At 48.2% G+C, this 25,197-nt stretch carries 19 protein-coding genes; 9 read left to right on the top strand and 10 right to left on the bottom strand.

The window, feature by feature from the left end; genetic code table 11:
• Positions 1–90: 90 nt before the first annotated feature.
• From BUB52_RS09390 to BUB52_RS09375, 4 genes are all read right to left on the bottom strand, one after another.
• Complete coding sequence (locus BUB52_RS09390) at positions 91–1,461, bottom strand: sensor histidine kinase (RefSeq protein ID WP_009123353.1); 1,371 nt, start codon at positions 1,459–1,461, stop codon at positions 91–93.
• Complete coding sequence (locus BUB52_RS09385; RefSeq protein ID WP_009123354.1) at positions 1,451–2,797, bottom strand: sigma-54-dependent transcriptional regulator; 1,347 nt, start codon at positions 2,795–2,797, stop codon at positions 1,451–1,453. The genes BUB52_RS09390 and BUB52_RS09385 overlap by 11 nt, the downstream gene beginning before the upstream one ends.
• A gap of 233 nt (positions 2,798–3,030) precedes the next feature.
• Positions 3,031–3,771, bottom strand: coding sequence for a hypothetical protein (locus tag BUB52_RS09380; protein ID WP_009123355.1), 741 nt, complete (start codon positions 3,769–3,771; stop codon positions 3,031–3,033).
• Positions 3,746–4,555 carry a metallophosphoesterase family protein gene (locus tag BUB52_RS09375; protein ID WP_039951206.1) on the bottom strand — a complete coding sequence of 270 codons (810 nt, stop codon included), beginning with the start codon at positions 4,553–4,555 and terminating at the stop codon, positions 3,746–3,748. The genes BUB52_RS09380 and BUB52_RS09375 overlap by 26 nt, the downstream gene beginning before the upstream one ends.
• Positions 4,556–5,944: 1,389 nt before the next feature.
• Between BUB52_RS09375 and BUB52_RS09370 the strand changes: the two genes are divergently transcribed.
• From BUB52_RS09370 to BUB52_RS09360, 3 genes are read left to right on the top strand one after another with little or no spacing between them, the layout of a single operon-like run.
• Positions 5,945–8,260, top strand: coding sequence for an ABC transporter permease (locus BUB52_RS09370; RefSeq protein ID WP_009120815.1), 2,316 nt, complete (start codon positions 5,945–5,947; stop codon positions 8,258–8,260).
• Positions 8,261–8,290: 30 nt separating this feature from the next.
• Positions 8,291–8,977 (top strand): ABC transporter ATP-binding protein, encoded by a 687-nt coding sequence (locus tag BUB52_RS09365; RefSeq protein WP_009120816.1) that lies wholly within the window; start codon positions 8,291–8,293, stop codon positions 8,975–8,977.
• Between the two features lie 3 nt (positions 8,978–8,980).
• Positions 8,981–11,302 (top strand): ABC transporter permease, encoded by a 2,322-nt coding sequence (locus BUB52_RS09360; RefSeq protein WP_009120817.1) that lies wholly within the window; start codon positions 8,981–8,983, stop codon positions 11,300–11,302.
• A gap of 22 nt (positions 11,303–11,324) precedes the next feature.
• Here the strand turns inward: BUB52_RS09360 and BUB52_RS09355 are convergent, their stop codons facing one another.
• Positions 11,325–12,683, bottom strand: a complete 1,359-nt coding sequence (locus BUB52_RS09355) for an MATE family efflux transporter (RefSeq protein WP_009120818.1) — start codon at positions 12,681–12,683, stop codon at positions 11,325–11,327.
• A gap of 99 nt (positions 12,684–12,782) precedes the next feature.
• On the opposite strand from BUB52_RS09355, the gene BUB52_RS09350 reads away from it, so the two are divergent.
• The 3 genes from BUB52_RS09350 to BUB52_RS09340 are packed head-to-tail and all read left to right on the top strand — an operon-like array spanning position 12,783 to position 15,264.
• On the top strand, positions 12,783–13,430 hold the full coding sequence (locus BUB52_RS09350; RefSeq protein WP_009120819.1) for an HAD family hydrolase: 648 nt from the start codon (positions 12,783–12,785) through the stop codon (positions 13,428–13,430).
• A 54-nt stretch (positions 13,431–13,484) separates the two neighbouring features.
• Positions 13,485–14,306 carry a 3-methyl-2-oxobutanoate hydroxymethyltransferase gene (gene panB, locus BUB52_RS09345; protein WP_009120820.1) on the top strand — a complete coding sequence of 274 codons (822 nt, stop codon included), beginning with the start codon at positions 13,485–13,487 and terminating at the stop codon, positions 14,304–14,306.
• Positions 14,287–15,264 (top strand): MFS transporter, encoded by a 978-nt coding sequence (locus BUB52_RS09340; RefSeq protein WP_009120821.1) that lies wholly within the window; start codon positions 14,287–14,289, stop codon positions 15,262–15,264. Before panB ends, BUB52_RS09340 begins: the two co-directional genes overlap by 20 nt.
• A 22-nt stretch (positions 15,265–15,286) precedes the next feature.
• Here the strand turns inward: BUB52_RS09340 and BUB52_RS09335 are convergent, their stop codons facing one another.
• Together BUB52_RS09335 and BUB52_RS09330 are read right to left on the bottom strand one after the other, a co-directional pair.
• Complete coding sequence (locus BUB52_RS09335; RefSeq protein ID WP_009120822.1) at positions 15,287–15,652, bottom strand: diacylglycerol kinase family protein; 366 nt, start codon at positions 15,650–15,652, stop codon at positions 15,287–15,289.
• A gap of 134 nt (positions 15,653–15,786) precedes the next feature.
• Positions 15,787–18,009, bottom strand: coding sequence for a RelA/SpoT family protein (locus BUB52_RS09330; RefSeq protein ID WP_039950306.1), 2,223 nt, complete (start codon positions 18,007–18,009; stop codon positions 15,787–15,789).
• A gap of 105 nt (positions 18,010–18,114) precedes the next feature.
• On the opposite strand from BUB52_RS09330, the gene BUB52_RS09325 reads away from it, so the two are divergent.
• Both BUB52_RS09325 and purT read left to right on the top strand, forming a co-directional pair.
• A complete protein-coding gene (locus BUB52_RS09325) occupies positions 18,115–19,632 on the top strand; it encodes a DUF4301 family protein (RefSeq protein WP_009120824.1) in 1,518 nt (505 codons plus the stop codon).
• Between the two features lie 182 nt (positions 19,633–19,814).
• Positions 19,815–20,981 (top strand): formate-dependent phosphoribosylglycinamide formyltransferase, encoded by a 1,167-nt coding sequence (gene purT / locus BUB52_RS09320; RefSeq protein ID WP_009120825.1) that lies wholly within the window; start codon positions 19,815–19,817, stop codon positions 20,979–20,981.
• An 84-nt stretch (positions 20,982–21,065) separates the two neighbouring features.
• Here purT and BUB52_RS09315 read toward each other — a convergent pair whose 3' ends face one another.
• Both BUB52_RS09315 and ispE read right to left on the bottom strand, forming a co-directional pair.
• Positions 21,066–21,551 carry a PepSY-like domain-containing protein gene (locus BUB52_RS09315; protein WP_039950307.1) on the bottom strand — a complete coding sequence of 162 codons (486 nt, stop codon included), beginning with the start codon at positions 21,549–21,551 and terminating at the stop codon, positions 21,066–21,068.
• Positions 21,552–21,653: 102 nt separating this feature from the next.
• On the bottom strand, positions 21,654–22,484 hold the full coding sequence (gene ispE, locus BUB52_RS09310; protein WP_039950401.1) for a 4-(cytidine 5'-diphospho)-2-C-methyl-D-erythritol kinase: 831 nt from the start codon (positions 22,482–22,484) through the stop codon (positions 21,654–21,656).
• Positions 22,485–22,699: 215 nt separating this feature from the next.
• On the opposite strand from ispE, the gene dnaB reads away from it, so the two are divergent.
• On the top strand, positions 22,700–24,274 hold the full coding sequence (gene dnaB / locus BUB52_RS09305; protein ID WP_009120828.1) for a replicative DNA helicase: 1,575 nt from the start codon (positions 22,700–22,702) through the stop codon (positions 24,272–24,274).
• 90 nt (positions 24,275–24,364) lie between these two features.
• Here dnaB and BUB52_RS09300 read toward each other — a convergent pair whose 3' ends face one another.
• Positions 24,365–25,192, bottom strand: a complete 828-nt coding sequence (locus BUB52_RS09300; RefSeq protein WP_009120829.1) for an N-acetylmuramoyl-L-alanine amidase-like domain-containing protein — start codon at positions 25,190–25,192, stop codon at positions 24,365–24,367.
• Between the last annotated feature and the right edge of the window lie 5 nt (positions 25,193–25,197).

Here is a 25,197-nt window from a genome sequence, read left to right as displayed (position 1 = left end):
ATTGTGTTATAAAGTTGATTATAGAATGTTTTGTGTACCTTGGTGTACAAAGATATTTATTATTGGTAACAAATACAAGACTTAATTGGTTCAATTAAATTTCAATACAAAAGTAGTCTCTTTCCCGGGTATCAGAGATATGTTTCCGCCGGATAAGCGCATGATTTGGCGGGAGATACTCAACCCGATGCCGCTTCCGTTTTCTTTGGTTGTGAAGAAAGGGATGAAGATATGTTCGGCAATGTCCGGGGGGATGGCAGGGCCGTTGTTGGATATTTCAATCAGCACGGCTTCGGCTTCGTTGCAATAGGCGCGTATGTCGATGTGCTTTTCGTCCGCTGCGGAAGGAGACATTTCAAAGGCCTGTATGGCGTTCTTCAGTAAATTGATGATAACTTGCGAAATGAGGTTCTCATCCGCATAGAGTATCAAATCATCGGGGACGATGGAAATATGGAAACAGGCCGGAGTATAGGGATATTGATGCCGCGCCAGTTCCACCATACGGCTGATGAAGCCTTTGAGATAGAATAAAGACGGTTCGGGAGTAGGGATACGCGTAAATCTGCGGTAGGATTCTACGAAAGCGAGCAGTCCCTTGCCTGTGGAGCTGATGGTTTGCAGACCGTTGCGTATCTCTTCTTTTGATATTTTCGCTTCGGTCAGTTCCAGTAGCGTGTCGCTCAGGGAAGTGATGGGGGTTACGGCGTTCATAATCTCGTGGGTCAGTACGCGTGTAAGGCGTATCCAGGAGTCTATTTCTTTTTCGTCCAACTCGTTGTTGATGTCGTTCAGGGCGAGGATGCGCAGGTGCTCCCGGCGGACGGTGATATCGCTGACGCGGATGGAAAGGTTCACGGTGCCGCGTTCGTTGCTGAATGCCGCCTGGAACTTGTCGCCGGCACGGCAGGCGGTGAGTATATCCATCAGGTGATTGTCCACACGTGACAGTTGGCGGACGTGGGTAAATACTTCCAGCCCGAGCAGATGCAGGGCTTCGTTGTTCTTTTGATAGATGGCTCCGTTGTCGTTCAGTACGACGATGCCGGTATTTACGCAGTCGAGGATAAGCTCGTAGTATTTCTCTTGTTGGGCGGTTTCGCTTTTTACATTATATAAGATGCGGGCTACACGGTTCAGGGAACGGTTCATGAGGCGGCTGTCTTCGGTTCCGTCCGTTTCGGAGAAGTGGATGGCGGTGTCGTTGTTTTCAATGGCATCGAGCATGAAGAGGACTTTACGGGTATGGCGGCGGTACAACCGTTGCTGCCAGCGTACTGTCAAAGGAAGAAGCACGGTGAAGCATACAGCCCAGAACAGAGGGGTGTCAAGACCATGCGATTCCGGAGACTTCAGAAAAAACAACGTCCACATTATTCCGGCGGCCACAGCTGTGAGCAGACTGATAACAGTCCGGAAAATATAATATTGATTTATATCCTTGTATTTCTTAAAGTCCATACTTTTTCATTTTATTGTAAAGCGTCTGCCGGGTAATGCCCAGTTGAGAGGCTACGGCCGAAAGATTGCCGCCGCACTTGTCCAGCGTCCGGCGTATCATTTGCTTTTCCATGTCTTCGAGGGTGGATACGGGCATTTCCGGTGTTTCGTTTCTACGTTGTAACTGGAATAATCCGGCGGATAGGAATGTGCCGTCGCAGATGATAACGGCTTTTTCGATGGCGTGCTCCAATTCGCGGATATTGCCGAACCAGGGGTGCAGCATCAGCTTCTCACGCGCCGCATTGTCCAGACGTAAAGGCGATTTTCCGTATTGTTTGCAGAAGCGGGTTATGAAACGTTCTGCCAGCGGAATTATATCTTCCGGCCTTTCCCGCAGCGCAGGGATTTCAAGATGGATGGTGTTGATGCGGTAGAGCAGGTCTTCACGGAATTCTCCTTTGTCCGCCATTTCGGACAGGTTGCGGTTGGTGGCGCAAATAAGGCGGATGTCTATGGGGACAGGCGTATTGCTGCCCACCCGTACGATGCTGCGACGCTGAATGGCTGTCAGCAGCTTGGCTTGCAGATGATAGGGGAGATTGCCGATTTCATCAAGAAAGAGCGTGCTGTGGTCGGCGACCTCGAACTTTCCGGGGCGGTCGGCATGGGCATCGGTGAAAGAGCCTTTCATGTGTCCGAAAAGCTCGCTTTCAAAAAGGCTTTCGGTGATGGCGCCCATATCCACGCTTATCATTTCCTTGCGGCGGCGTGTGGAAAGGGCGTGTATTTCGCGGGCAAGCATCTCTTTGCCCGTACCGTTTTCACCGGTGATAAGGATATTGGCGTCGGTGACCGCCACTTTTTCTACCAGCATGCGAAGTTGCTGCATGACGGGACTTTCTCCCCAATACATGGAAGAAGCGGCGGTGGCGGATTCAGCCGTTGCTTTCTTTTTCTTTTCAGATGCAGGGGTGTTCTGTGCGGCGTTCAGCAGAGTCTCTACCAACTTTCCGTTATCCCAGGGCTTGACGATAAAGTCTGTTGCACCTTCCTTTATCCCGCGCACGGCAAGGTCTATGTCGGCATAAGCGGTGAACAGTACTACGGGGAGTTCCGGATATTGCTTCTTTATTTCGCGCAGCCAGTAAAGACCTTCGTTTCCGGTGTTGATGCCGGACGTGAAATTCATGTCGAGCAGCACTACCTGCCATGTATCTTCGTGTAAAGTGCAGGGAAGGGTAACCGGTGAAGAAAGGGTGGTTATGTTATCAAAATAAGGTCTCAACAGCAGTTGCAAGGCGGTGAGTACGCCGCGATTATCATCAACGATTAGAATGTTTCCGGATTTCTTCATGGCAGCACAGTGTCTTTTTATATTTGTGAGGACAAATATATTCTATTTTCTCGAGAAAGAGGGAAAGAAAAATAATAAATTGGGGATACCGGAGCATATCATGCCTTGGTACGCGATGTACCACGGTAAGGTACGTGTCGTACCCTCGTGTGGTACAAGCCGTACCACGGTGAGGTACATCGTGTACCCCCGTAGGATACATGTCGTACCACGGCAGGGGACGGACAGTAAGCTTACAGCAATTGTAACTTCAATCCGAAAGACAAACTCAGGTAATCCCTTGGTTTCAGATATTTGTTGGTGAAGGCACTTACGATGTATAAGTCGCAGGTACTGAGCTCGTAGAAGAACGTAATGGCCTTTGCCGTAAATCTGCGGCGAGGGTCGATATCGTAAGTGATGCGTTGCCCCAAGAAAGCATGGATGCGCACTTTGGACGAGAACCCGTAGTAACCTTTCGGATAACGCTCCGGTTCGTTTACCCAAAACTCGTCACCGAATACGGTATTGAAGTACATACCGCAGGTCAGAGGCTCGACCGCGAACCGGCTTTCTTTGATTTGCAGGCTCCAGGGGATATAGTTTTGCTTCAAGGTAAATGTCAGCTTGGTGCAATCGGACTGATATTTGGGCAGGACACCCAGGAAAATATCCGTTTCCCATTGGTTACGCTTTCCGTAATCCCAGCCTGTACCCAGCGAGAGCAGTCCCATGTTGCCGGCAAACTGTATTTTGGTGTGTGTCGGAATCAGAGCTTCCCACCGTTTGCGATAGCGGTGTACACGCCGGTCGTAGCGGCTGTGGCGCACACGGCCGGTAACGATGGTGTCCGGTTTGCGTTGTAAATAAACCGTATCGTATTTTACGATAATCACCGTATCTCTTTCTTGCGCGGAAAGCGAGCCGCACCACAGCAACAACAGGCAGATAACGGCGAATGCCGGGTGATTAGAAATAGACCACTTCGCGTTCATATCCGTCGGGTGTTATGGTGAATACATAGTAATTGCGGTTCTTCATACAGTCGCTCATGTAGTACATGATGCCGTCCTCAAAGAGGTTTTCCTCGAAAACGTGGTGCTCGTGGGCGGCGGTACAGAATTGTATGCCGGGAAATTCGGTTACGTAACGGTGAAAGACACGCGCCACATTATTATTGAACTGGTCGGCATAGGGACGGACGTGCATGGATACTACGGTTTTGTCGAATTCATCCTTGCGGTCGGTGAGTTCTTTTTCAAGGAACGTGAAGTCGGGAATGGGACGGGAGTAGTCGAACTCCATGGCGTTGGTGTTCAGGCATACGAATTTTATCCGTCCGGCAATGAACGAGAAGTTCGGGTCGCCGAATACGGCACGGTATGTTTCTTCTCCTGTGCCGAGGCAGTCGTGATTGCCAATCAGGGTGACATAGGGAACGTGGAGCTTGTTCATAATGTCGCGCTGCCAAAGAAATTCGTCCGTAACGCCGAAGTCGCTCATGTCGCCGCCGTGGATAACGAAGTCGATGTCATCGCGCTTGTTCATCTCTCCTACGAAATCCAGTGTTTCGTCATACCAGCGCTGCGAGTCGCCCATGGTTACGAATTTAATCGTTGTCTTGTCTTTGCATTTCTGTTCTATCTCGGCAATATTATGGGCGTTTACATCGGTTTCACCGTTGATGCGTACATCATACGGGTGATAGTCTATCATCTCACAACCGCTCATAAACAGGCAGAGGAATGATAGGAGTAAGGGGGGATATGGCTTTATCATATTTATTTGCTTTATTATATTTTACTTTATTATTAAGCGTGTATCTATATTGTAATTGTATAAGTGTATATCTATGAAAGTTGAATTATGTTTAAATGTATGTTTATGAAAAACGGAATTATGTCTAAGTATATGCTTATGGAAACTGAGGGCAAAGGTAAAGTTTTCATTCGATAGAAAAGTTGTCCTATTTTCCGTTTTTCTGTCCTGTAAATAATAATTTGGTTTATCTTTTCTATTCCGTGAATGCCATTGACTAATCTGTATATATTATATATATGAGGCTATAAATGTTATTGTCTAATCTGTACATGCTCTTGTTTAAGGCTGTAAATGTCATCGCCTAATCTATAAATACTATCGTATAAGGCTGAAAACCTCTTATCTTCAAGCCCGGGGTAACACCCCGGGACTATGTGTATATGATTAACATTGCGCCCTGTAAGGGCAAAATTCTTGTATGCAGCTCTCTTGCCCTTACAGGGCGTAGGCGGATAGGAAGACCTTATTATTCCCGGGGCGTTGCTCCGGGCTGTATGCTTCAAGCCTTTCAAGCTTTAGACTGTAAGTGTTATTGTCTAATCTTCACATGCTCTTGTCTAAGGCTGAAAGCCTTTTATCTTGAAGCCCGGGGTAACACCCCGGGACTATGTATATATGGTTAACATTGCGCCCTGTAAGGGCAAGATTCTTGTATGCGCTCTCTTGCCCTTACAGGGCGTAGGCGAATAGGGAGACCTTATTATTCCCGGGGCGCTGCCCCGGGCTGTACGCTTCAAGCCTTTCAGGCTTTAGACTGTAAGTGTTATTGTCTAATCTTCACATGCTCTTGTCTAAGGCTGAAAGCCTTTTATCTTGAAGCCCGGGGTAACACCCCGGGGCTGTGTATATGGTTAACATTGCGCCCTGTAAGGGCAAAATTCTTGTATGCGCTCTCTTGCCCTTACAGGGCGTAGACGAATAGGGAGACCTTATTATTCCCGGGGTGTTGCCCCGGGCTGTACGCTTCAAGCCTTTCAGGCTTTAGACTGACAAACTTTAAAATACTGATTATATAATTATTAATCAGATATTTAATCAGGTATTTAGGTAGGTTTAAGTATATATCAGGCGGATGTCAGGTAAACATTAGGTGGGCTGTGTCTAATTATTGGACGGACTGTGTCTAATTCTTAGACACTTGTGTATGGACTGTTTGTTTATGAATAATTGATAATCAGTATTATAATTGTTTTGGCACGCTTTCTGCATTATTATAAGTAGGAAAAACATAACAATATAAACATAACAATAAGTAAGTGTTGAATTTTAATTTATATCAAGAGTATCTGTCATTCAGATAGTATAAGCTAATTATACAATATGTACTTATTCACTTATCAATATAGTATGAAACAAATCTATTATGTCATTCAAACCTTGCTTCGGGGACGTGGCTCGAACATTATCAAGATAATCTCTTTGGGATTAAGCCTGACGATGAGTATTCTGCTATTCTCCCGCGTGGCATACGAACAGAGTTTTGACACCTGCTACAAAGACTACGACAATCTTTATCAAATCTGGTCTGTATTTACCGTTAAGGGTGAGAAGTATCCGCCGCAAGAGCAGAACTGCGGTCCTGTGGCAGGTGCCATACTGGAGAACTTTCCGGAACAGGTAGAAGCTGCCACCAGCACTTGTCATTGGATGAATGCTCCGCTGTACAATGAGAACGCTCGTTTTGACGAAAAGAAAACGGTGGCGGATTCACTTTTCTTTAAGACGATGGGTATCGAAGTGCTGAGCGGCAATCCGGTGCAAGACCTTCAACAGCCCGATGTGATTTTCCTAAGCGACCGTTTTGCCAGGAAGATATTCGGTGGAGAAAATCCGGTGGGAAAGACTGTCAACTACAATCATGAGAAAGACTTTATGGTGAAAGGTACCTATAAGGCATTGCCCGAAAACGCTACCGTCAATCCGGAAGCCGTCATCTCTATGCCTACCTTGTGGAATGGCGGTGGCGGTAACTACTCATGGCGGGGCGGGGACAGCTACCCCGAGTACATCCGTTTCCGTCCCGGTGCGGACAAGTCGGTGGTGAATACGCGCATAGACGCTATGATAGAGAAGTATCGTCCGGAAGAGGACAAAAAGAAATATGGCTATACAGCGTTTGTAAAACCTATCCGTGACACCTACCGAAATTATGAAAGTGTGGAGCGGATGCGTAATATCATGACCGTTCTCGGTCTTGCCATTCTTTTCATTGCGGCGCTGAACTATGTATTGATTTCCATTTCCTCACTGACGTATCGTGCCAAAGCGGTGGGCGTGCATAAATGCAACGGTGCAAGCGGCGGTAAGATATTCGGCATGTTCCTTTTGGAGACAGGCATTATCATTGTGGCGGCGTTGCTTTTAATGACTTTGGTGCTGCTGAATTTCCGGGAGTTCTTTGAAGATACCGCTGCGGCCAAACTTTCTTTGTTGCTTGCTCCGGAGCGTATCTGGGTTCCGTTGACGGTAGTCGGCATACTGTTTATAGTGGGCGGAATATTGCCGGGACGTTTGTTTGCCCGTATTCCCGTGTCTCAAGTGTTCCGCCGTTATACCGAGGGAAAGAAAGGGTGGAAGCGTCCGTTGCTTTTCATCCAGTTTGCAGGGGTGGCGTTCATTTGCGGACTGATGTGCGTAGTGATGGTGCAGTATCAATACGTGCTGAATAAGGATATGGGGTATAATCCGCAGCGAATGGCGCTTGCCAATGCCTATTGGAATAAGGATAAAGAGTGTGATGCCGCTTTCCAATTCTTTAAGGGACTTCCTTATGTAGAGGCTGTGACCAGTGCCAATAATACGCCAATCAGCGGATATAGCGGTTCTATGATTCGTGATGCATCGGGCAATGTACTTTTTTCCACGCGTGCTTGTTACTATATGCGTGAGGACTATCCGGCTATGATGGGTATGGTGTTCAAGGCCGGGCGTATGGCCCGTACGGAAGATGAAATAATAATAAATGAAACATTCGCGGACATGATGCATTGGGGAGACGATGCCGTGGGGCGTACTGTTGACGTTGACAATACCGCGCAGATGAAAGTCGCGGGCGTACTGAAAGACTTTCAGATAGAAGACTTCACGGCTGCTAAGATGCCTTTCATCGCCCGTCATAATAAAGATTTCGTGGGAACGATACATGTCCGTCTGAAAGAACCTTTTGCACAGAATCTGCGGCAACTGAACAAGGATGTGGCCGATGCCTTCAGTAATCAGACCATCGACTTCGTAAGCTATGAAAAGAAGATTACCGATGCCTACAACAGCGTCCGTGTATTTCGCAATGCCACGTTGATGGCAGCCATAACGATGTTTTTCGTCATGCTGATGGGTCTGATAGGATATACCACCGATGAAGTACGCCGTCGTGGCAAGGAGATTGCCATCCGTAAGGTAAACGGTGCGGAAGCATCTTCTATCCTGGAACTGCTTTCCAAAGATGTGCTTGTCGTGGCGTTGCCTTCGGTTGTTCTCGGAAGCTTTGCATCGTGGTACATCAACGGTATTTGGATGGAACAGTTTGCCGAGCAGATTCCCCTCAGTTGGATTGTCTATCTGTTGGTGATAATCGCCAATCTGGTGATAATCTTAGGTTGCGTCCTCTGGAAGTCATGGCGGATAGCCAATGAGAATCCTGTAAACAGTATTAAGAGTGAATAAAAAAGATAATATATAGAAAAATAGAACATTATGATTGAGATTAATAACATCAGCAAAGTATTCCGTACCTCGGAAGTAGAGACAGTAGCATTGAACCATGTAGACCTCGAAGTGAAAGAGGGTGAGTTTGTAGCCATCATGGGCCCGTCCGGTTGCGGGAAGTCTACCTTATTAAATATACTCGGTCTGTTGGATAATCCTACGGACGGTAGTTATAAGTTGCTCGGGCAGGAAGTGGCGGACTTGAAAGAGAAAGAGCGTACCCGTGTGCGCAAAGGCAAACTGGGATTCGTGTTCCAGAGTTTCAACCTGATAGACGAGCTTAACGTTTACGAGAATGTGGAGCTTCCTCTTACCTATTTGGGAGTGAAAGCCGGTGAACGCAAACGCATGGTGGATGATATTCTGAAACGGATGAATATCAGCCATCGAGCCAAGCACTTTCCACAACAGCTTTCCGGTGGTCAGCAGCAGCGTGTAGCCATTGCCCGTGCTGTGGTAACGAACCCGAAACTGATTCTTGCCGATGAGCCTACCGGTAATCTGGACTCCAAAAACGGAGCGGAAGTGATGAGTCTGCTGACGGAGTTGAACAAGGAGGGCACTACCATTATCATGGTGACACACTCCCAACATGATGCCTCATTTGCGCATCGTACGGTGCATCTGTTCGACGGTAGCGTAGTGGCGAGCGTAAATACGGATATGGGGAAGTAAGCCATGAGACAATTGTATTATACGATACAAACGTTACTGCGCGGACGGGGTAGCAATGTGGTAAAGACGGTATCTCTTACACTGGGCTTATTTGTAGGTATTCTGCTGTTCTCACAGATTGCTTATGAGTTTAGTTATGAGAACTTCTATCAAGACCCGGAACGGTTGGTGATGCTTCGGATGCGCAATACCAAAGACGGAATCCCGGAGAAAGGGTACAATTACGGTACTTATCGTCCTGCGGCTGCCGACTTGTGGGAGGCAATGCCCGAGCAGGTGGAATGTGCCAGTCTGACTTCCAACTTCTTTCAGGCCACTTTCTACAAAGATGGCAAGAAACTGGAAGATACGCCTATGTTGTGTGTAGATACGCTCTATTTCCGTACCACCGGTCTGGAAGTGCTGAAAGGTAATCCCAATGACCTTGCCCTGATGCAGAATGCTTTTATCTCACAAAGTATGGCACGTCGCATCTTCGGTGATGAGGATCCCATAGGCAAGGAGCTTTCCGTAGAGAAGATGTTCAATGTCACCATTCGGGGTATTTATCGGGAAGTGCCACGCAATACGAACTTTCCCCACGAAATTCTGCTTTCCGACGCCGTATTGGATTGGGGATATGGGGCAGGCACATGGGGAACGAACAACATTTATCATATTCTTTTCCGGCTGAAACAGCCAAGTGATGTGGATATCATGAACCGACGTGTGCAAAAGGCAGTGGAGCAATACACCGACCCCCATTTGGGAGAATCCGTAGTGACGGAGTATAGCGTGATACCGATACGTGAGATTCACCGGAGCCAGCCCGATGCGCAACGCAAGTTGCTCATTATGGGGGTGCTGGGCTTTTCTATTTTCTTTGTGTCGGTTATGAACTATGTGCTGGCGGCAATTGCCTCTATGAGCTGGCGGGCTAAAATGGTGGGCGTGCATAAGTGCAGCGGAGCCGGTGAGGGGCATATACTGGGCTTGTTTTTGTGGGAAACGGGAATATTGGTACTCGTGTCCACGGTAGCGTGCCTGCTGCTGATGTATTTTTTTGGAGAACGCATCGAAGGGATGTTGGGCGCACGGTTGGCGGACTTGTTTACATGGAGCAACCTCTACGTGCCGCTACTGACGGTATTGCTGCTCTTTGTAGTGGCGGGAGCATTACCGGGGCGCATGTATGCGCGTATTCCCGTGACACAGGTGTTTCGCCGCTATACGGAGGGCAAACGTTCGTGGAAGCGCGGACTGCTCTTTGTGCAGTTCATGGGAGTGGCTTTTATCTTGGGGGTGTTGCTCACTACGGTATGGCAATACCGGGAAGTGGTGAGCCGTCATGTCGGCTTTCAAACCGAACGGCTGGCAGTAGGCTCTGTCAATGGAGCGATAGAGGAGAATGAGGGAATATCCGATGCCATTAGACGCCAACCTTACGTGGAAGCGGTGGCATGCAGCAGCAAAATGCTGTTGCAGCATTACAGTACGAACCGTCTGACCGATGCGCAAGGCAATTTTCTGTGTCCGCTACACTTCATGCTTATAGATAAGGACTTTCCGAAAGTAACAGGATTGAAGCTATTGGAAGGTGCGTTTCCGCAGCATGTCGGCGAAGCCGTGGTGGGCAAGGAGACGGTACGGACTATGAAATGGCAGAATAACGTGATAGGACGGAAGCTGCCGATAAAACCTTCATGGGCAGGATTGCAGGAGTCTCCTACGATTGTGGGCGTGGTGGATGATGTGCGGAATATGGGTTTCTTCAACGAGCAGACTTGTACGGCCTTCATTATGAACGACCGCGACCGCACTTTCAATGTACGCCTGAAAGAACCGGAGGAAGAGAATTTAAGAAAGCTGAACGCCTTTGTAAAGGAAGCTTATCCGAACAAAATGTTGGAATTCTCCACTTATCAAGAAATACGTGAATGGCAGAATGAAAGTGTGTCCCGCTTTCGCAACATTGTGACGGTGACTTCGGGATGTATATTGCTTATCGTCCTGATGGGACTGATAGGTTATGTCAGCGACGAAACACAGCGTCGCAGCAAGGAAATAACCATTCGTAAGGTGAATGGAGCCGAGGCTTCTTCCATATTGCGTTTGCTTTCTGCCGGTATCTTGAAGGTGGCTGTGGGAGCAGTACTGATAGGTATTGCTTTCTCATGGTACGTTTCCGGCATTTGGATGGAACAATTTCCGGATGGGACGCTGCTTTCTCCCGGCTGGTTCATCGGGGTGGGAGTGGCGTTGTTAGTACTAATTGTGTTGGTTGTGGTAGTTAAGGCATGGCGGATTGCCAATGAGAATCCGGTCAACAGTATCAAGAGCGAATAAAAGAAAAGTATTTGTGGTTTTTTTAAGAAGGAAGTTGGGGAGACGGTAGTCTCTTCAACTTCTTTACGTATATCCACAGCGCAATGACAGCCGTAACGAATGCAAAGAAATCCGATACGGGCATACATGTCCAGATACCGTCCAGTCCCATATAACGGGGGAGGATAATCAGTCCCGGCAGTAAATATAACAGTTGTCGGGTGAGAGACAGGAATATGCTGATTTTAGCTTTTCCGATGCTTTGGAAGAAGTTACCGATAACGATTTGGGCACCTACCAGCGGGAACATGGCTATGCCGATACGCACCCCTCTGGAAGCCATATCAATCAGCTGCTCGTCACTCGTAAAGATGGCCGATACGGCATGAGGAAACAGTTCGCAGATGATAAAGCCCGTACTGGTGATACATACGCCCGTAATGATGCTCAGACGTAGTGTCGCCTTTACACGGTCGTGTTTCTGCGCTCCGAAGTTGTAGCCCACGATAGGCTGCATGCCCATCGTCAGTCCCAATACAATCATTACGTAAAGCACCAGCAGCCGGTTCATGATGCCGTAAGCACCGATAGCCATATCGCCGCCATAACGTTGCAGGCTGTTGTTCACGATGATAACGATGACGCATGCCGTTACATTCATCAGGAACGGAGACATCCCTATGGAGAAAATGCTGCTGATAATACGTTTTTTCATCTTCCAGAAGCCCGGGTGCAAGCGTACGATGCTTGTCTTTTGCAGGAAGTGGCTTACCACCCATATCATGCCGATAAATTGCGAAATGACCGTTGCCGTTGCCGCTCCGCGGATACCCCAGTCGAAGTGGAAGATGAAGATAGGGGCGAGAATAATGTTGCACACCACCGTAACCATCGAGGTCAGCATCGCTTTCTTGGGATAACCCGTGGCACGCATGATGTTGTTCAGCCCTATCATCGTATATGTCACAGGCGTACCCAGCAGAATTACCTGCATGAAGTTCCGCGCATAAGGCAGCGTTTCGTTGCTGGCGCCGAAAAAGCGCAGGATTTCGTCCAGGAAGATAAAAGAGATACCGCCGAACAAGAATGAGTTAACGAGGCAGAGCGTCAGGGTGTGGTTCAGCACTTCTGTGGCTCCGTCCACATCTTTCTGCCCCAGACGTATGGATGATATGGTGGAGCCGCCTGCCGAGACTACCGTACAAAAAGCGACCACCAAATTCATCAACGGAAAAGTTATGGCAAGTCCGGCAATACCCATGGCACCTACGCCATGACCGATAAAAATGCTGTCGATGATGTTGTACAGTGAAGTTATTGTCATACCGATAATGGCAGGGATGGAATACTGTACAAGAAGCTTGCCGATTCGTTCGGTTCCTAAGATATGCGGATCGTTCATTTGATATACGTCAATTAAGCTTTTGCAAAGATAAGAAATATTTGCTCAGTTCGATGATTATTCAGACCTTTGCACCCGAATATTATATTTGTTTTAAACATGGATACAATAAAAACAACAGCCGTCCTTTTCGATTTCGACGGAGTGGTGATGGATACCGAAACGCAGTATTCTATCTTTTGGCACAAAGTCGGTGTCGATTATCTGGGTATGGACGATTTGGAGAGCCGCATAAAAGGCCAGACAATGACCTACATTTGCGATACCTTTTTCGCCGGGAAAACAAAGGAACAACAGGAAATCACAGCCGCCCTCAATCATTTTGAACAGGATATGGCCTATGACTACATCCCCGGCGTGCTCGATTTTATCGCCGACCTGCGTCGTAACCATGTGAAAATGGCAGTTGTCACCAGTTCCAACGACCGGAAAATGGCTGCCGTCTATCGTGCCCGTCCTGAGGTGGAGACCATGTTCGACAGAATTCTTACCGCCGAAATGTTTGCCCACTCAAAACCGGCTCCCGACTGTTTTCTGCTCGGGATGGAAGTATTCGGCACAACTCCCGCCACTACCTACGTATTTGAGGATTCCTTTAACGGACTGAAAGCGGGTGTGGCATCCGAAGCCACCGTTATAGGGCTGGCAACAACAAACTCCCGTGAGGCTATCGCTCCGTTATGTCATTGTGTATTAGATGATTTTACGGGCTTTACTTACGATAAAATGCTTCAAGTGCACAAGTAATGGGAAAAAGCGCTAACTTTGCGCCGCTAAAAAATCATTAAACACATAATTATCATGGCTGGATATATTTCAGACGACACTCGTAAAGTAACTACGCATCGCCTCGTTGAGATGAAACAAAGAGGTGAAAAAATATCAATGTTGACTTCCTATGACTATACCATGGCGCAGATTGTGGACGGCGCAGGTATGGACGTTATTCTGGTAGGCGACTCCGCTTCCAATGTAATGGCGGGTAACGTGACCACACTTCCGATAACCCTCGACCAGATGATTTATCATGCCAAGTCCGTTGTCCGTGGCGTAAAGCGCGCAATGGTAGTGGTGGATATGCCGTTCGGTTCCTATCAGGGAAATGAAATGGAAGGCCTTGCCTCTGCCATCCGTATTATGAAGGAGAGCCATGCAGACGCTCTGAAGCTGGAAGGCGGGGAAGAAATCATCGGGACGGTAAAACGTATTCTCAGTGCCGGTATTCCTATCATGGGACACCTCGGACTGATGCCGCAATCCATCAATAAATACGGAACATATACGGTGCGTGCCAAAGACGATTCGGAAGCGGAAAAGCTGATACGCGACGCCCATCTGCTGGAAGAAGCCGGATGCTTCGCCATTGTATTGGAAAAGATTCCCGCCGCATTGGCGGAACGTGTGGCAAGCGAACTGACCATTCCTATCATCGGTATCGGTGCCGGTGGCGGTGTAGACGGTCAGGTACTGGTTGTGCAGGATATGCTGGGCATGAACAACGGTTTCCGTCCCCGTTTCCTGCGTCGCTATGCCGACCTTCATACTGTAATGACGGACGCTATCAGTCATTACATCTCCGATGTGAAGAACTTAGACTTCCCGAATGAGAAAGAACAGTACTAACGGGCTCATGACGCTCAACTTCTGGCGGATGTGCGCGGCCAACCTGTTACTGTTTGTATCCGTCTATATGCTCTTTCCCGTACTTTCGTTCGTAATGCCGGAGCGACTGGGCATATCCTTCCCTCAGGCAGGGAGCATGTTTCTGGTATTTGCGGCGGCAATGTTTGCGGTAGGCCCGTTTCATGCTTATCTGTGCGATGAATACAAGCGGAAGAACGTATTGCTTTATTCCACCCTTGCCATGCTGGCGGCGACGGCGGGCTATGCCTTTGCAGACAGCTATATCAAACTGTTGCTGCTTGCGTTGGTGCAGGGGGGCTGCTTCGGACTGGCAACGACAGCGGGCATTACGGTAGCCATCGACATCACCACATCGGCGAGGCGCAGCGCGGGCAATATGGTATATGCATGGTCTGCACGCTTGGGCATGCTGATAGGAGCGGGAATAGGTATCTTGCTGTACGACCTTTACGGCTTCCGTACAGTCGTTTACCTGGCTATTGCAGTGGGAGTTCTCAGCATGTATTTCACATCAAGGGTATATGTCGCTTTCCGTGCGCCTATCGGGATGAAGCTATGCAGTTTAGACCGCTTCCTGCTACCGCGTGCATGGGTGCCTGCACTGAATATGCTGCTGATTGCTTTTGTGCCGGGTGTATTGCTGCCTTTATTATATGTAGGAGATTACATCGCATTCTTGACATTGGGTGTATTGGTGCTTCTTACGATACCGTTTACAAGGATGTTTGTGAAACTGTCGCATCATTGCCAAAGAGGAACGGGCAATACGACTTGTTATCTGGCTATGGAAACAGGACTTTTGGCGGGTCTGGCAACAGCTTGCCGGTTGTCGGATGCGTACTTGCTCTATCATGCAGCCGGTGTAGCCGCCCTGCTTGCATTGTTCTTCTTCGTCCTGCTGACGTATCCCTACTATAAAAGAAAAAAGGTGAGGTGATTGATTTCACCATTTACTTATTTTATAATCCACTAAAGTAGGGTATAAAGATAATCAATCCTATAATTGCCGCCGCAACAGCGCATACCAGCACTGCTCCGGCGGCAATGTCTTTTACCTGTCCCGCAATGGGATGCCGCTCGGGAGATACTAAATCGACCAGTTTCTCAATGGCGGTATTAAACAGCTCGGCGGCAATCACTATACTGATACACAGAATTATCACTGTCCATTCGGTATGTGTAATCCCCAAAACAAATCCTGCAATGATTACGATCACTGTGGCAATCAAATGAAAACTCAGGTTCTGCTCTTTGCCTACACAACTCAGGATACCCTGCCAGGCATAACCGAAACTGCGGAGCTGTTTTTTGAAATCGTATTGCATAATTGGTAAATTGAGAATTGAGAATTAAAAATTGAAAAATAAAGGCCGTGACGTCGGACTTGGGGAACATAGGGTTTAACTTGGGGGTAAAGTTGAACTTTAGAAACGCAGTGTTGAACTTTAGAATTACGCTGTCAGTTTCGTGACACTTGCTTTACTCCCTTTATTGTCCTCAGCTTTTTGATAAGCGCTTCCAGTCGTCCGGTATCGCCTACCATGACGGTAAGCGTACCTGAGAATAATCCGTCGTGAGAATCGATGCCGATGCTTCGCAACGTAATTCCGGTCTCTTTGGAGATGATGGAAGTGATATTGGTTACGATACCTATGTCGTCATGGCCTACCACACGTAGCGTAATGGGATATTGCGTACCTTGTGACTTACCCGCCCAACGCGCCTTGACGATACGGTATCCGAAACGTTCGCGTAAGTCGCTGGCATTCGGACAGTCGCAACGATGTATCTTGATGCCGCCGCTTACGGTGACAAAACCGAATACCTCGTCTCCGTAGATAGGATTGCAACAGCGTGCCAGCTTGAAGTCCAGGCCTTTCAGGTTCTGGTCGATGACGAGCACATCCTCTTTGGCGGTTGTTTCTTCGGGCAGGGTGGCGGCTTGCAGGTTATAGCCCTCGGCGCTACGGTACACGATGTCATCATGCGTATCATTCTCCCGCTTTTGCAGTTCGAGGTACTTGTCTATGATGTCGTTGACGTCGAGCGTTTCGTCGGCAATGCTCTGATAAAAATCCGTTACCACTTTGAAGCCGAGACGCTTGATGAGGCGCATCATCGTACCCTCGTCATATTCTATCTTCCGGTTTTTGAATTTACGTTCCAGCGTTTCTTTGGCAAATGCGTGCTGGCGGGCAGCCATTTCTTTGAGCGCCTGCCGTATCTTGGTGCGTGCTTTGGAAGTAGTGACGATGTTCAGCCAGCCTTGCTTGGGCGTCTGGGTATTGGAAGTCATGATTTCCACCTGATCGCCACTGTTCAATATCTGCTTGAGCTGTGCATTCCTGCCGTTTACTTTCGCTCCGATACATTTACAGCCCAGTTTGCTGTGGATGTGGAATGCGAAGTCGAGTACGGTGGAACCTTTACCCAGTTTGAACAAATCCCCTTTGGGGGTAAAGACGAATACCTCGTCTTCGTATAAGTCCAGCTTGAACTGATCCATGGTCTCCAATCCGCTGCTGTCGGAGTTTTCCAACGCTTCACGCACGGAAGTCAGCCATTCGTCCAAGCCGCTTTCGCCTTTGATTCCTTTATATCGCCAGTGGGCGGCAAGACCCCGTTCAGCTATTTCGTCCATGCGTTCGGTACGAATCTGCACTTCCACCCACTTGCCCTCGGGACCCATCACGGTGATGTGCAGCGATTCGTATCCGTTGCTTTTAGGCACGGACAGCCAGTCGCGCAGACGCTTCGGGTTGGGCTGGTACATATCCGTTACGATGGAATATGCCTGCCAACATTCCAGTTTCTCTTTTTCTACCTTAGAATCCAGAATCACACGGATTGCGAACAAGTCGTACACGCCCTCGAAAGGACACTTCTGCTTTTTCATCTTCTGGTAGATGGAGTGAATGGACTTGGTGCGTCCCTTGATGTGGAAGTGCAGTCCCGCATCTTCCAGCTTTTTCTGTACCGGAGCGATGAAAGCGGCTATATACTTGTCGCGTGAAGCTTTGGTTGCGTTCAGCTTCTCCTTGATGTGATAGTAAACGTCTTTCTCCGTATATTTCAGTGAAAGGTCTTCCAGTTCCGATTTCAGTTTGTACAAACCCAGCTTGTGGGCGAGAGGAGCATATAGATAAGCGGCTTCATTGGCCACCTGTTTGCGCGCTTCGTCATGCTCACAATCCTTTATCTGACGCATGATGTTCACGCGGTCGGCAATCATAATGAGGATAACGCGCATGTCTTCCGCAAAGGACAGCAGCAGGTTACGGAAGTTTTCCGACTCGATAGTGGGGCTTTTGGAGTAAAGCTCGTTTACCCGTATCAATCCTCGTATGATGCCCGCTACATCTTCGCCGTAGTTCCGTTCCACTTCTTCGGAAGTACAAGTGCCGCAGCGTACGGAGTCGTGAAGCATCAGTCCCAGAATGGAGGCGCGCTTCATGCCTATTTCTTCCGCTACGATAACGGCGGTCTGCATATCCTTGATAACCGGATTCAGGCCGAAGATGTCCCGTTGTATGCGGTTATTCCGTATAGAGTTTACAAGATGTGTTTTCAGCTTTTTGCAATCGCCTTTGTGGAGTGTTTCCCCTGAAAGTTGCAATAATTTTCGGTAGAGTACGAAGAGCAAACGCTTCTCTCCGGTAGTGAAAAATTCATCTGTTTCCATAATCGTCCGTATTTTCTGCTGTAAAGGTAGTTTTTTTCTTCTTTTTCTTGATGGCACTTCCGCTTTTTTTGTATTTTTGGGCATCAATTAATAAATTTAGATATTATGATAACACTCCAAGACAAAGAACTGCTTGCCAAGAAAGGCATATCAGAAGAGCAGATTGCCGAACAACTGGCCTGTTTCGAAAAAGGATTTCCATATTTAAAGTTATCTGCCGCCGCTTCCGTAGAGCAAGGTATACTGGCTCCGGACGCCGATGAGCAGAAAAAATATCTGAATGCGTGGGAAACATACACTCAGACAGACAAGACGGTTGTGAAGTTTGTTCCGGCATCGGGCGCGGCAAGCCGTATGTTTAAGAATTTATTTGAATTCCTCGGAGCGGAATACGATGCTCCCCAGTCAAGTTTTGAGAAAACATTCTTCGAGAAAATCGAGAAGTTTGCTTTTTACGATGACTTGAATGCCGCATGCCAAAAAACAGCCGGTAAAGATATTCCCGCGTTGCTGGCCGCCGGAAATTACAAAGCTGTGGTTGCCGCATTGCTCGAATCGGCGGGCTTGAATTACGGTGCGCTTCCGAAAGGACTGTTGAAGTTCCATAAGTACGAAGATGGCAGCCGTACCCCGTTGGAAGAGCATCTGGTGGAAGGTGCGCTCTATGCGGCCAACAAGAACGGCAAGGTGAATGTGCATTTCACCGTATCTCCCGAACATCGTGCGCTATTCAAGGCTTTGGTGGACGAGAAAGCGGCCGCCTATGCCAAGAAATACGGTGTGGATTACAATATCAGCTTCTCCGAGCAGAAGCCGAGCACCGATACCATTGCCGCCGATATGGAAAACAAACCTTTCCGCGATAACGGCAAGCTCCTGTTCCGTCCGGGCGGCCACGGCGCATTGATTGAAAACCTGAACGACCTCGATGCCGATGTAATCTTCATCAAGAACATCGATAACGTAGTGCCCGATAAGCTGAAGGGCGATACCGTATTATATAAGAAACTGATTGCGGGCGTACTCATCACGTTGCAGCAGCAGGCATTCGCTTACCTGCAACTGCTGGACAGCGGCAAATATACGCACGAACAGATTCTCGACATCCTGCAGTTTGTACAGAAGAAGCTGTTCTGCAAGAATCCGGAAACGAAGAACCTGGAAGATGCCGAACTGGTGATTTACCTGAAAGAAAAGCTGAACCGCCCGATGCGTGTTTGCGGTATGGTGAAGAACGTAGGCGAGCCGGGTGGCGGCCCGTTCCTTGCATATAACAGTGACGGTACGATTTCCCTGCAAATCCTCGAAAGCTCACAGATTGACATGAACGATCCGGAGAAGAAAGATATGTTTGAAAAGGGTACGCACTTCAATCCGGTAGATTTGGTTTGCGCCGTACGCGATTATAAAGGTCACAAATTTGACTTGGTGAAGTATGTGGATAAGGCAACAGGCTTTATTTCCTATAAGTCGAAGAACGGTAAAGACTTGAAAGCCCTGGAACTTCCCGGACTTTGGAACGGTGCGATGAGCGATTGGAACACGGTCTTTGTAGAAGTACCCCTGACTACATTCAATCCGGTTAAGACGGTGAACGACTTGTTGAGAGAGCAACATCAATAACAGCATCTGCATTTGGTTAACTTCATAGCCTCTGTGAAGTTAACCAAGTGGGTAGTAATATGTTAATATCATAATTACGGGAAGTTAACTCGATACGGTGAATGAAGTTAACTTCCCGTATTTCTTTTTATATCGTTTTTTCTCCCTATCTTTGCGATAATTCTATAATAACTGATACTGAAATGAAAAAGATTTTACTGTTAGGTTCCGGTGAGCTGGGTAAGGAATTCGTGATTTCCGCTCAGCGCAAGGGGCAATACATCATTGCCTGCGACTCTTATGCCGGAGCACCCGCCATGCAAGTGGCAGACGAATGCGAAGTGTTCAGTATGCTGGACGGTGACGCATTGGAACGTGTAGTACGCAAACACCGGCCGGATATTATTGTACCGGAAATTGAGGCTATCCGTACGGAACGCTTGTACGATTTTGAGAAAGAAGGTATTCAGGTTGTGCCCAGCGCGCGCGCAGTAAACTTTACCATGAACCGTAAAGCCATCCGCGACCTCGCCGCCAAGGAACTGGGACTGAAGACCGCCAAATATTTCTATGCCACTTCTTTGGACGAACTGAAAGCCGCTGCCGAAAAAATCGGTTTCCCCTGTGTGGTAAAACCGTTGATGTCTTCTTCCGGTAAGGGACAATCGCTCGTGAAGAGCGCCGACGAACTGGAGCATGCCTGGGAATACGGTTGCAATGGTAGCCGTGGAGATATAAAGGAGCTTATCATCGAAGAGTTCATTAAGTTCGACAGTGAGATAACCTTGCTGACAGTTACCCAAAAGAATGGTCCCACTCTGTTCTGTCCGCCTATCGGCCACGTACAAAAGGGTGGTGACTATCGCGAGAGTTTCCAGCCTGCCCATATCGATCCCGCTCATTTAAAGGAAGCGCAGGATATGGCAGAGAAAGTAACCCGTGCCCTGACAGGCGCCGGTTTGTGGGGAGTGGAATTCTTCCTGAGCCATGAGAACGGTGTTTACTTCTCCGAACTCTCTCCGCGTCCGCACGATACGGGTATGGTGACACTGGCAGGAACGCAAAATCTGAATGAATTCGAATTGCATTGCCGTGCCGTACTTGGCCTGCCTATTCCGGGTATCAAGCAGGAGCGGATCGGTGCAAGTGCCGTTATCCTGTCGTCCATTGCCAGTCAGGAGCGTCCTAACTATCGCGGTATGGAAGAGGTGGCCAAAGAAGAAGATACTTACTTGCGCATCTTCGGCAAACCGACTACCCGTGTCAATCGCCGTATGGGCGTTGTATTATGCTATGCGCCGCTGGGCAGCGACCTTGATACGCTGCGCGATAAAGCCAAACGAATAGCCGAGAAAGTAGAAGTGTACTAAGCCTGAGTTAAGTACATTTAAATATAAAGTGTGAAGTATAACGGTGCCCCAACCGCATGGTTATACTTCATACTTAAATAACGTTTAATCAAACAATCCCGGGTAAATCTCTCCACCCAGTTCGCTCACATTCAGTTGTTGCTGTAACTTTCCGTCCGACGAATAGAACAGTTGGAATTCTTCATTGGAATTGTAAACTTCCACTTCGATAACAATTATTGTAGGATGTTTGGGGAAAGTGATTATTCTCACATCTTTTAATCTCATGGAAGACATAATGCTTTCCATAAACGCTTCGGCAACGGGAGCGGGAACTTTCTCCAGCGACTCCACGTCATTCTCCGTCATTACCCATTGGGCATTTTCATCGAACCACACATCTATCTCCCGATTGTCCATAACGAACTCCGCCACATAACATCCCGCCATCTGTTCCCATTCCACATTAACGGCTTGCGGGTACATCTTCTCAAAGGCAGCCTGTATTTTCGCGGGAAGCTCTTTGGCAAAGGCGGAAGCGGAAACAAGCAGTAGCATACTTGCTACGAAACAAAATCTAAATCTTTTCATCTTAAAATACAAAACATTAAGTATAAAATATGAGGTATAACAATGCCCCGTCCGCATGGTTCATACCTGATACCTCATATTTTATACTTTATGTTTCGTATTTCAAACATTCAGCCTTCCCTTGTAGGAAAATGCTTTCTTCCCGAAATCAATATCCGGCAATACGGCATCAGCGGCAAACAGCCCGTAAACGGATGACCCCGAGCCACTCATTGACGCATAGACGGCACCCTGCCTGTACATCTCTTCCTTTATTTCTCCGATAGCGGGAAATTGAGGAAACACGCTCTCTTCAAAGTCATTCATCATATACTCTCTCCATTCTTTAACGGGCAACTGTATCGTCTCCTTTAGTGACCGCTGCGGACGGCGCGGCTTTATTTGCGAAAAGGCGTCCCGTGTGGAAACGAATATGTCCGGCTTTACCAACCAAAGCTGATACCCCTTCAACGACAAAGAAACAGGTGAGAATATATTCCCGATACCTTCCGCGTAAGTGGGGGCGTTCCGGATAAAGAAAGCGCAATCCGCACCCAGACGGGCCGCGTGTTCTTCCAGTTTGTCAAGACTCAAACCGAGATTGAATTTCTCATTCAGCAGTTTCAGCATAAAGGCGGCGTCAGCCGAACCGCCCCCCAATCCGGCTCCCGAGGGAATACGCTTGAACAGATGAATATCTACCGGCGGCAGGTCGAACAACTCATCCAGCAGTTTATAAGCCTTTACTACCAGATTGTTTTCCGCTTCTCCCGCTATTTCTATACCTGCCTGATGCAGGCAATATTTTCCGTCACCGTCATGCAACGGGTTTATTTCCAGCGCATCTTCAATAGGAATAGGGTAGAAAATGGTTTCCAGATTATGGTAACCGTCCGGGCGTTTCTCTGTAATGTTCAGCCCCAAGTTTATTTTAGCGTTCGGAAAAGTAAGCATTGTTAAACCGAGAATTAAGAATTGAAAATTAAAAAACAAAAAACGGGCTGCCAAAGCGGCTCCGGACACAAAGTTAATGAATTCTGTTTATAGTAGATTGAAAACTTAACAACGATTTATTGATTGCTATCAATAAAATCATTTATCTTTGCTTTCCCTTTTGAAAGGCCGACTATTATTTCTTAATTTTTAATTTTCAATTTTTAATTCAAAAAGTGGCAGAACAAAGACGAACTACACGTACTCCGAAATCAAAAGCACCCCAGCCCGTCAACGACTACGGGCGTATCCAGCCGCAGGCGCCGGAGCTGGAAGAGGCTGTGCTCGGTGCATTGATGATTGAGAAAGACGCTTATTCATTGGTGAGTGAAATTCTCCGTCCGGAATCTTTTTACGAGCATCGGCATCAGCTGATATATTCCGCTATTACGGACTTGGCGGTCAATCAGAAACCGGTGGATATCCTTACGGTCAAAGAGCAGCTGGCCAAACGCGGAGATTTGGAAGAGGTGGGCGGTCCGTTCTATATAACCCAGCTCAGCAGTAAGGTAGCCTCTTCTGCGCACATCGAATATCACGCCCGTATTATCGCCCAAAAGGCGTTGGCGCGCGAGCTGATAACATTCACCAGCAATATCCAGTCCAAAGCGTTCGACGAGACGCTCGATGTGGACGACCTGATGCAGGAAGCCGAAGGCAAACTGTTCGAGATTTCCCAGCAGAACATGAAGAAGGACTATACGCAAATCAATCCGGTCATTGCCGAAGCGTACGACCTTATTCAGAAAGCCGCCGCCCGTACCGACGGTTTGAGCGGCCTCGAGAGCGGATTTACGAAGCTGGACAAGATGACTTCCGGTTGGCAGAACTCCGACCTTATCATTATAGCCGCCCGTCCTGCCATGGGTAAAACGGCGTTCGTGCTTTCCATGGCAAAGAACATCGCCGTGAATTTCCGCAACCCTGTCGCCCTGTTCTCCCTTGAAATGAGTAACGTGCAGTTGGTGAACCGTCTTATCTCCAATGTGTGCGAAATTCCGAGTGAGAAGATTAAGAGCGGACAGCTTGCCGACTACGAATGGCAACAGCTGGACTATAAATTGCGTGACTTGCTGGATGCGCCGCTGTATGTGGACGATACTCCTTCTCTTTCCGTATTCGAGCTTCGTACCAAAGCCCGTCGTCTGGTTCGCGAGCATGGGGTAAGGGTCATTATCATCGACTACCTTCAGTTGATGAATGCCAGCGGTATGTCGTTCGGCAGCCGTCAGGAAGAGGTGAGTACGATTTCCCGCTCGCTGAAAGGATTGGCCAAGGAGTTGAATATCCCTATCATCGCCCTGTCGCAGTTGAACCGTGGTGTGGAGAATCGTGAAGGAGAAGAGGGCAAGCGCCCGCAGTTGAGCGACCTTCGTGAATCCGGAGCCATCGAGCAGGATGCCGATATGGTATGTTTCATCCATCGTCCCGAATATTATAAGATTTATACTTCCGCCGACGGTAGCGACTTGCGTGGTATGGCGGAGATTATCATAGCCAAGCACCGTAACGGTGCCGTGGGTGATGTGCGCCTGCGCTTTATCGGCCAGTACACCCGCTTCCAGAATCCGGAGGACGATATGGTGATTCCACCGCCTACCGAAGGTGGCGGGGGAGCTACGTTCGGTTCGCGTATGAACGCGCCCATCGGCAGTCCTTCTACGCCACCGCCACCGTCTGCCGCCGACTATATGCCTCAAACGGACAATCCGTTTGGCGGGGTGGGGTCGGACGGGCCGTTGCCGTTCTAACAAAAAACAAATCAAGGATGTACCGGTTATCGAGATAGAGGTACATCCTTGATTTGTTTTTTAGCCCTGTGATAGGGTTATCCAGCCTTGTTACTGTCCGTCCTTTTTCATCCTCAACACCCTGATCCCCGTAAATTTCTTATTGTTTTTCAGCATCTGTGCCAACGGCCTCTGCGTAACAACCACCATTTTCCGGGTAGAAGAAGCGTGAAGCAGCTTCAACACTCCTCTCTCATAATAGGCAAGCCCCAGATGGACAACATCCAATCCCGGAATATTGGTGGTGATGGCTATGATATCTCCATTCTTTATCCAACCGAAACCATTGTCGGGCAGCTTGTTCTTGGGGATATAATGAAAGACTTGTCCGGACAGGGACTTTTCTATTTCTTCCATCTTACCGATGTTGGCGGGAGATGACTCCAAGTGCTTGTACGCTTTGGCATGCGTAGACATGAAATCGAGGGACAGCCTTACCGTATCAGGACTGTTGGCTGCGGCCACATCTTCCATGAAGCCATGCCTGACACCGTTATTAACCCAATCGGCAATGTAATGCAGGCGGGACGTGTAACCGTCAATCTTACCGTCACGGTAACGGATGCTTTGCAGGTTTCGCGCATAGTCGGCCTTATCTATCGCCCCGTCCTTGACGGGGGACAGTGACAGAGCCAGCACATACTCCACAAAAGTAGTGCAATCCACTTCGTCGAAGTTGACTACGAGTTTCTCCTCGTCGTTCACTTCCAGCGTATGCGCCACATAGGGAGTTTTGAGGAAGCTCAATCCGTATTTCAGCATGGCATTGTCCGCTTCCTGTGCAGAGACGGACGATGCGATTGCCAAAGTACAGCATATACTGAGTAAAGTGGAAGGCATACCGGATAAAACACGGATTCTGCCTGATAAGGCTTTCATTGTCA

The sequence above is a fragment of the Bacteroides clarus YIT 12056 genome, from assembly GCF_900129655.1.
GTDB classification, from domain to species: Bacteria; Bacteroidota; Bacteroidia; order Bacteroidales; family Bacteroidaceae; genus Bacteroides; species Bacteroides clarus.
This window is presented reverse-complemented; position numbering and strand designations above follow the sequence as displayed.

Excerpts from the sequence above, each read along its gene's own strand:
- BUB52_RS09390 (WP_009123353.1), bottom strand. The coding sequence starts at position 1,461 with ATGGACTTTAAGAAATACAAGGATATAAATCAATATTATATTTTCCGG.
- BUB52_RS09385 (WP_009123354.1), bottom strand. The coding sequence starts at position 2,797 with ATGAAGAAATCCGGAAACATTCTAATCGTTGATGATAATCGCGGCGTA.
- BUB52_RS09380 (WP_009123355.1), bottom strand. The coding sequence starts at position 3,771 with ATGAACGCGAAGTGGTCTATTTCTAATCACCCGGCATTCGCCGTTATC.
- BUB52_RS09375 (WP_039951206.1), bottom strand. The coding sequence starts at position 4,555 with ATGATAAAGCCATATCCCCCCTTACTCCTATCATTCCTCTGCCTGTTT.
- BUB52_RS09370 (WP_009120815.1), top strand. The coding sequence starts at position 5,945 with ATGAAACAAATCTATTATGTCATTCAAACCTTGCTTCGGGGACGTGGC.
- BUB52_RS09365 (WP_009120816.1), top strand. The coding sequence starts at position 8,291 with ATGATTGAGATTAATAACATCAGCAAAGTATTCCGTACCTCGGAAGTA.
- BUB52_RS09360 (WP_009120817.1), top strand. The coding sequence starts at position 8,981 with ATGAGACAATTGTATTATACGATACAAACGTTACTGCGCGGACGGGGT.
- BUB52_RS09355 (WP_009120818.1), bottom strand. The coding sequence starts at position 12,683 with ATGAACGATCCGCATATCTTAGGAACCGAACGAATCGGCAAGCTTCTT.
- BUB52_RS09350 (WP_009120819.1), top strand. The coding sequence starts at position 12,783 with ATGGATACAATAAAAACAACAGCCGTCCTTTTCGATTTCGACGGAGTG.
- panB (WP_009120820.1), top strand. The coding sequence starts at position 13,485 with ATGGCTGGATATATTTCAGACGACACTCGTAAAGTAACTACGCATCGC.
- BUB52_RS09340 (WP_009120821.1), top strand. The coding sequence starts at position 14,287 with ATGAGAAAGAACAGTACTAACGGGCTCATGACGCTCAACTTCTGGCGG.
- BUB52_RS09335 (WP_009120822.1), bottom strand. The coding sequence starts at position 15,652 with ATGCAATACGATTTCAAAAAACAGCTCCGCAGTTTCGGTTATGCCTGG.
- BUB52_RS09330 (WP_039950306.1), bottom strand. The coding sequence starts at position 18,009 with ATGGAAACAGATGAATTTTTCACTACCGGAGAGAAGCGTTTGCTCTTC.
- BUB52_RS09325 (WP_009120824.1), top strand. The coding sequence starts at position 18,115 with ATGATAACACTCCAAGACAAAGAACTGCTTGCCAAGAAAGGCATATCA.
- purT (WP_009120825.1), top strand. The coding sequence starts at position 19,815 with ATGAAAAAGATTTTACTGTTAGGTTCCGGTGAGCTGGGTAAGGAATTC.
- BUB52_RS09315 (WP_039950307.1), bottom strand. The coding sequence starts at position 21,551 with ATGAAAAGATTTAGATTTTGTTTCGTAGCAAGTATGCTACTGCTTGTT.
- ispE (WP_039950401.1), bottom strand. The coding sequence starts at position 22,484 with ATGCTTACTTTTCCGAACGCTAAAATAAACTTGGGGCTGAACATTACA.
- BUB52_RS09300 (WP_009120829.1), bottom strand. The coding sequence starts at position 25,192 with ATGAAAGCCTTATCAGGCAGAATCCGTGTTTTATCCGGTATGCCTTCC.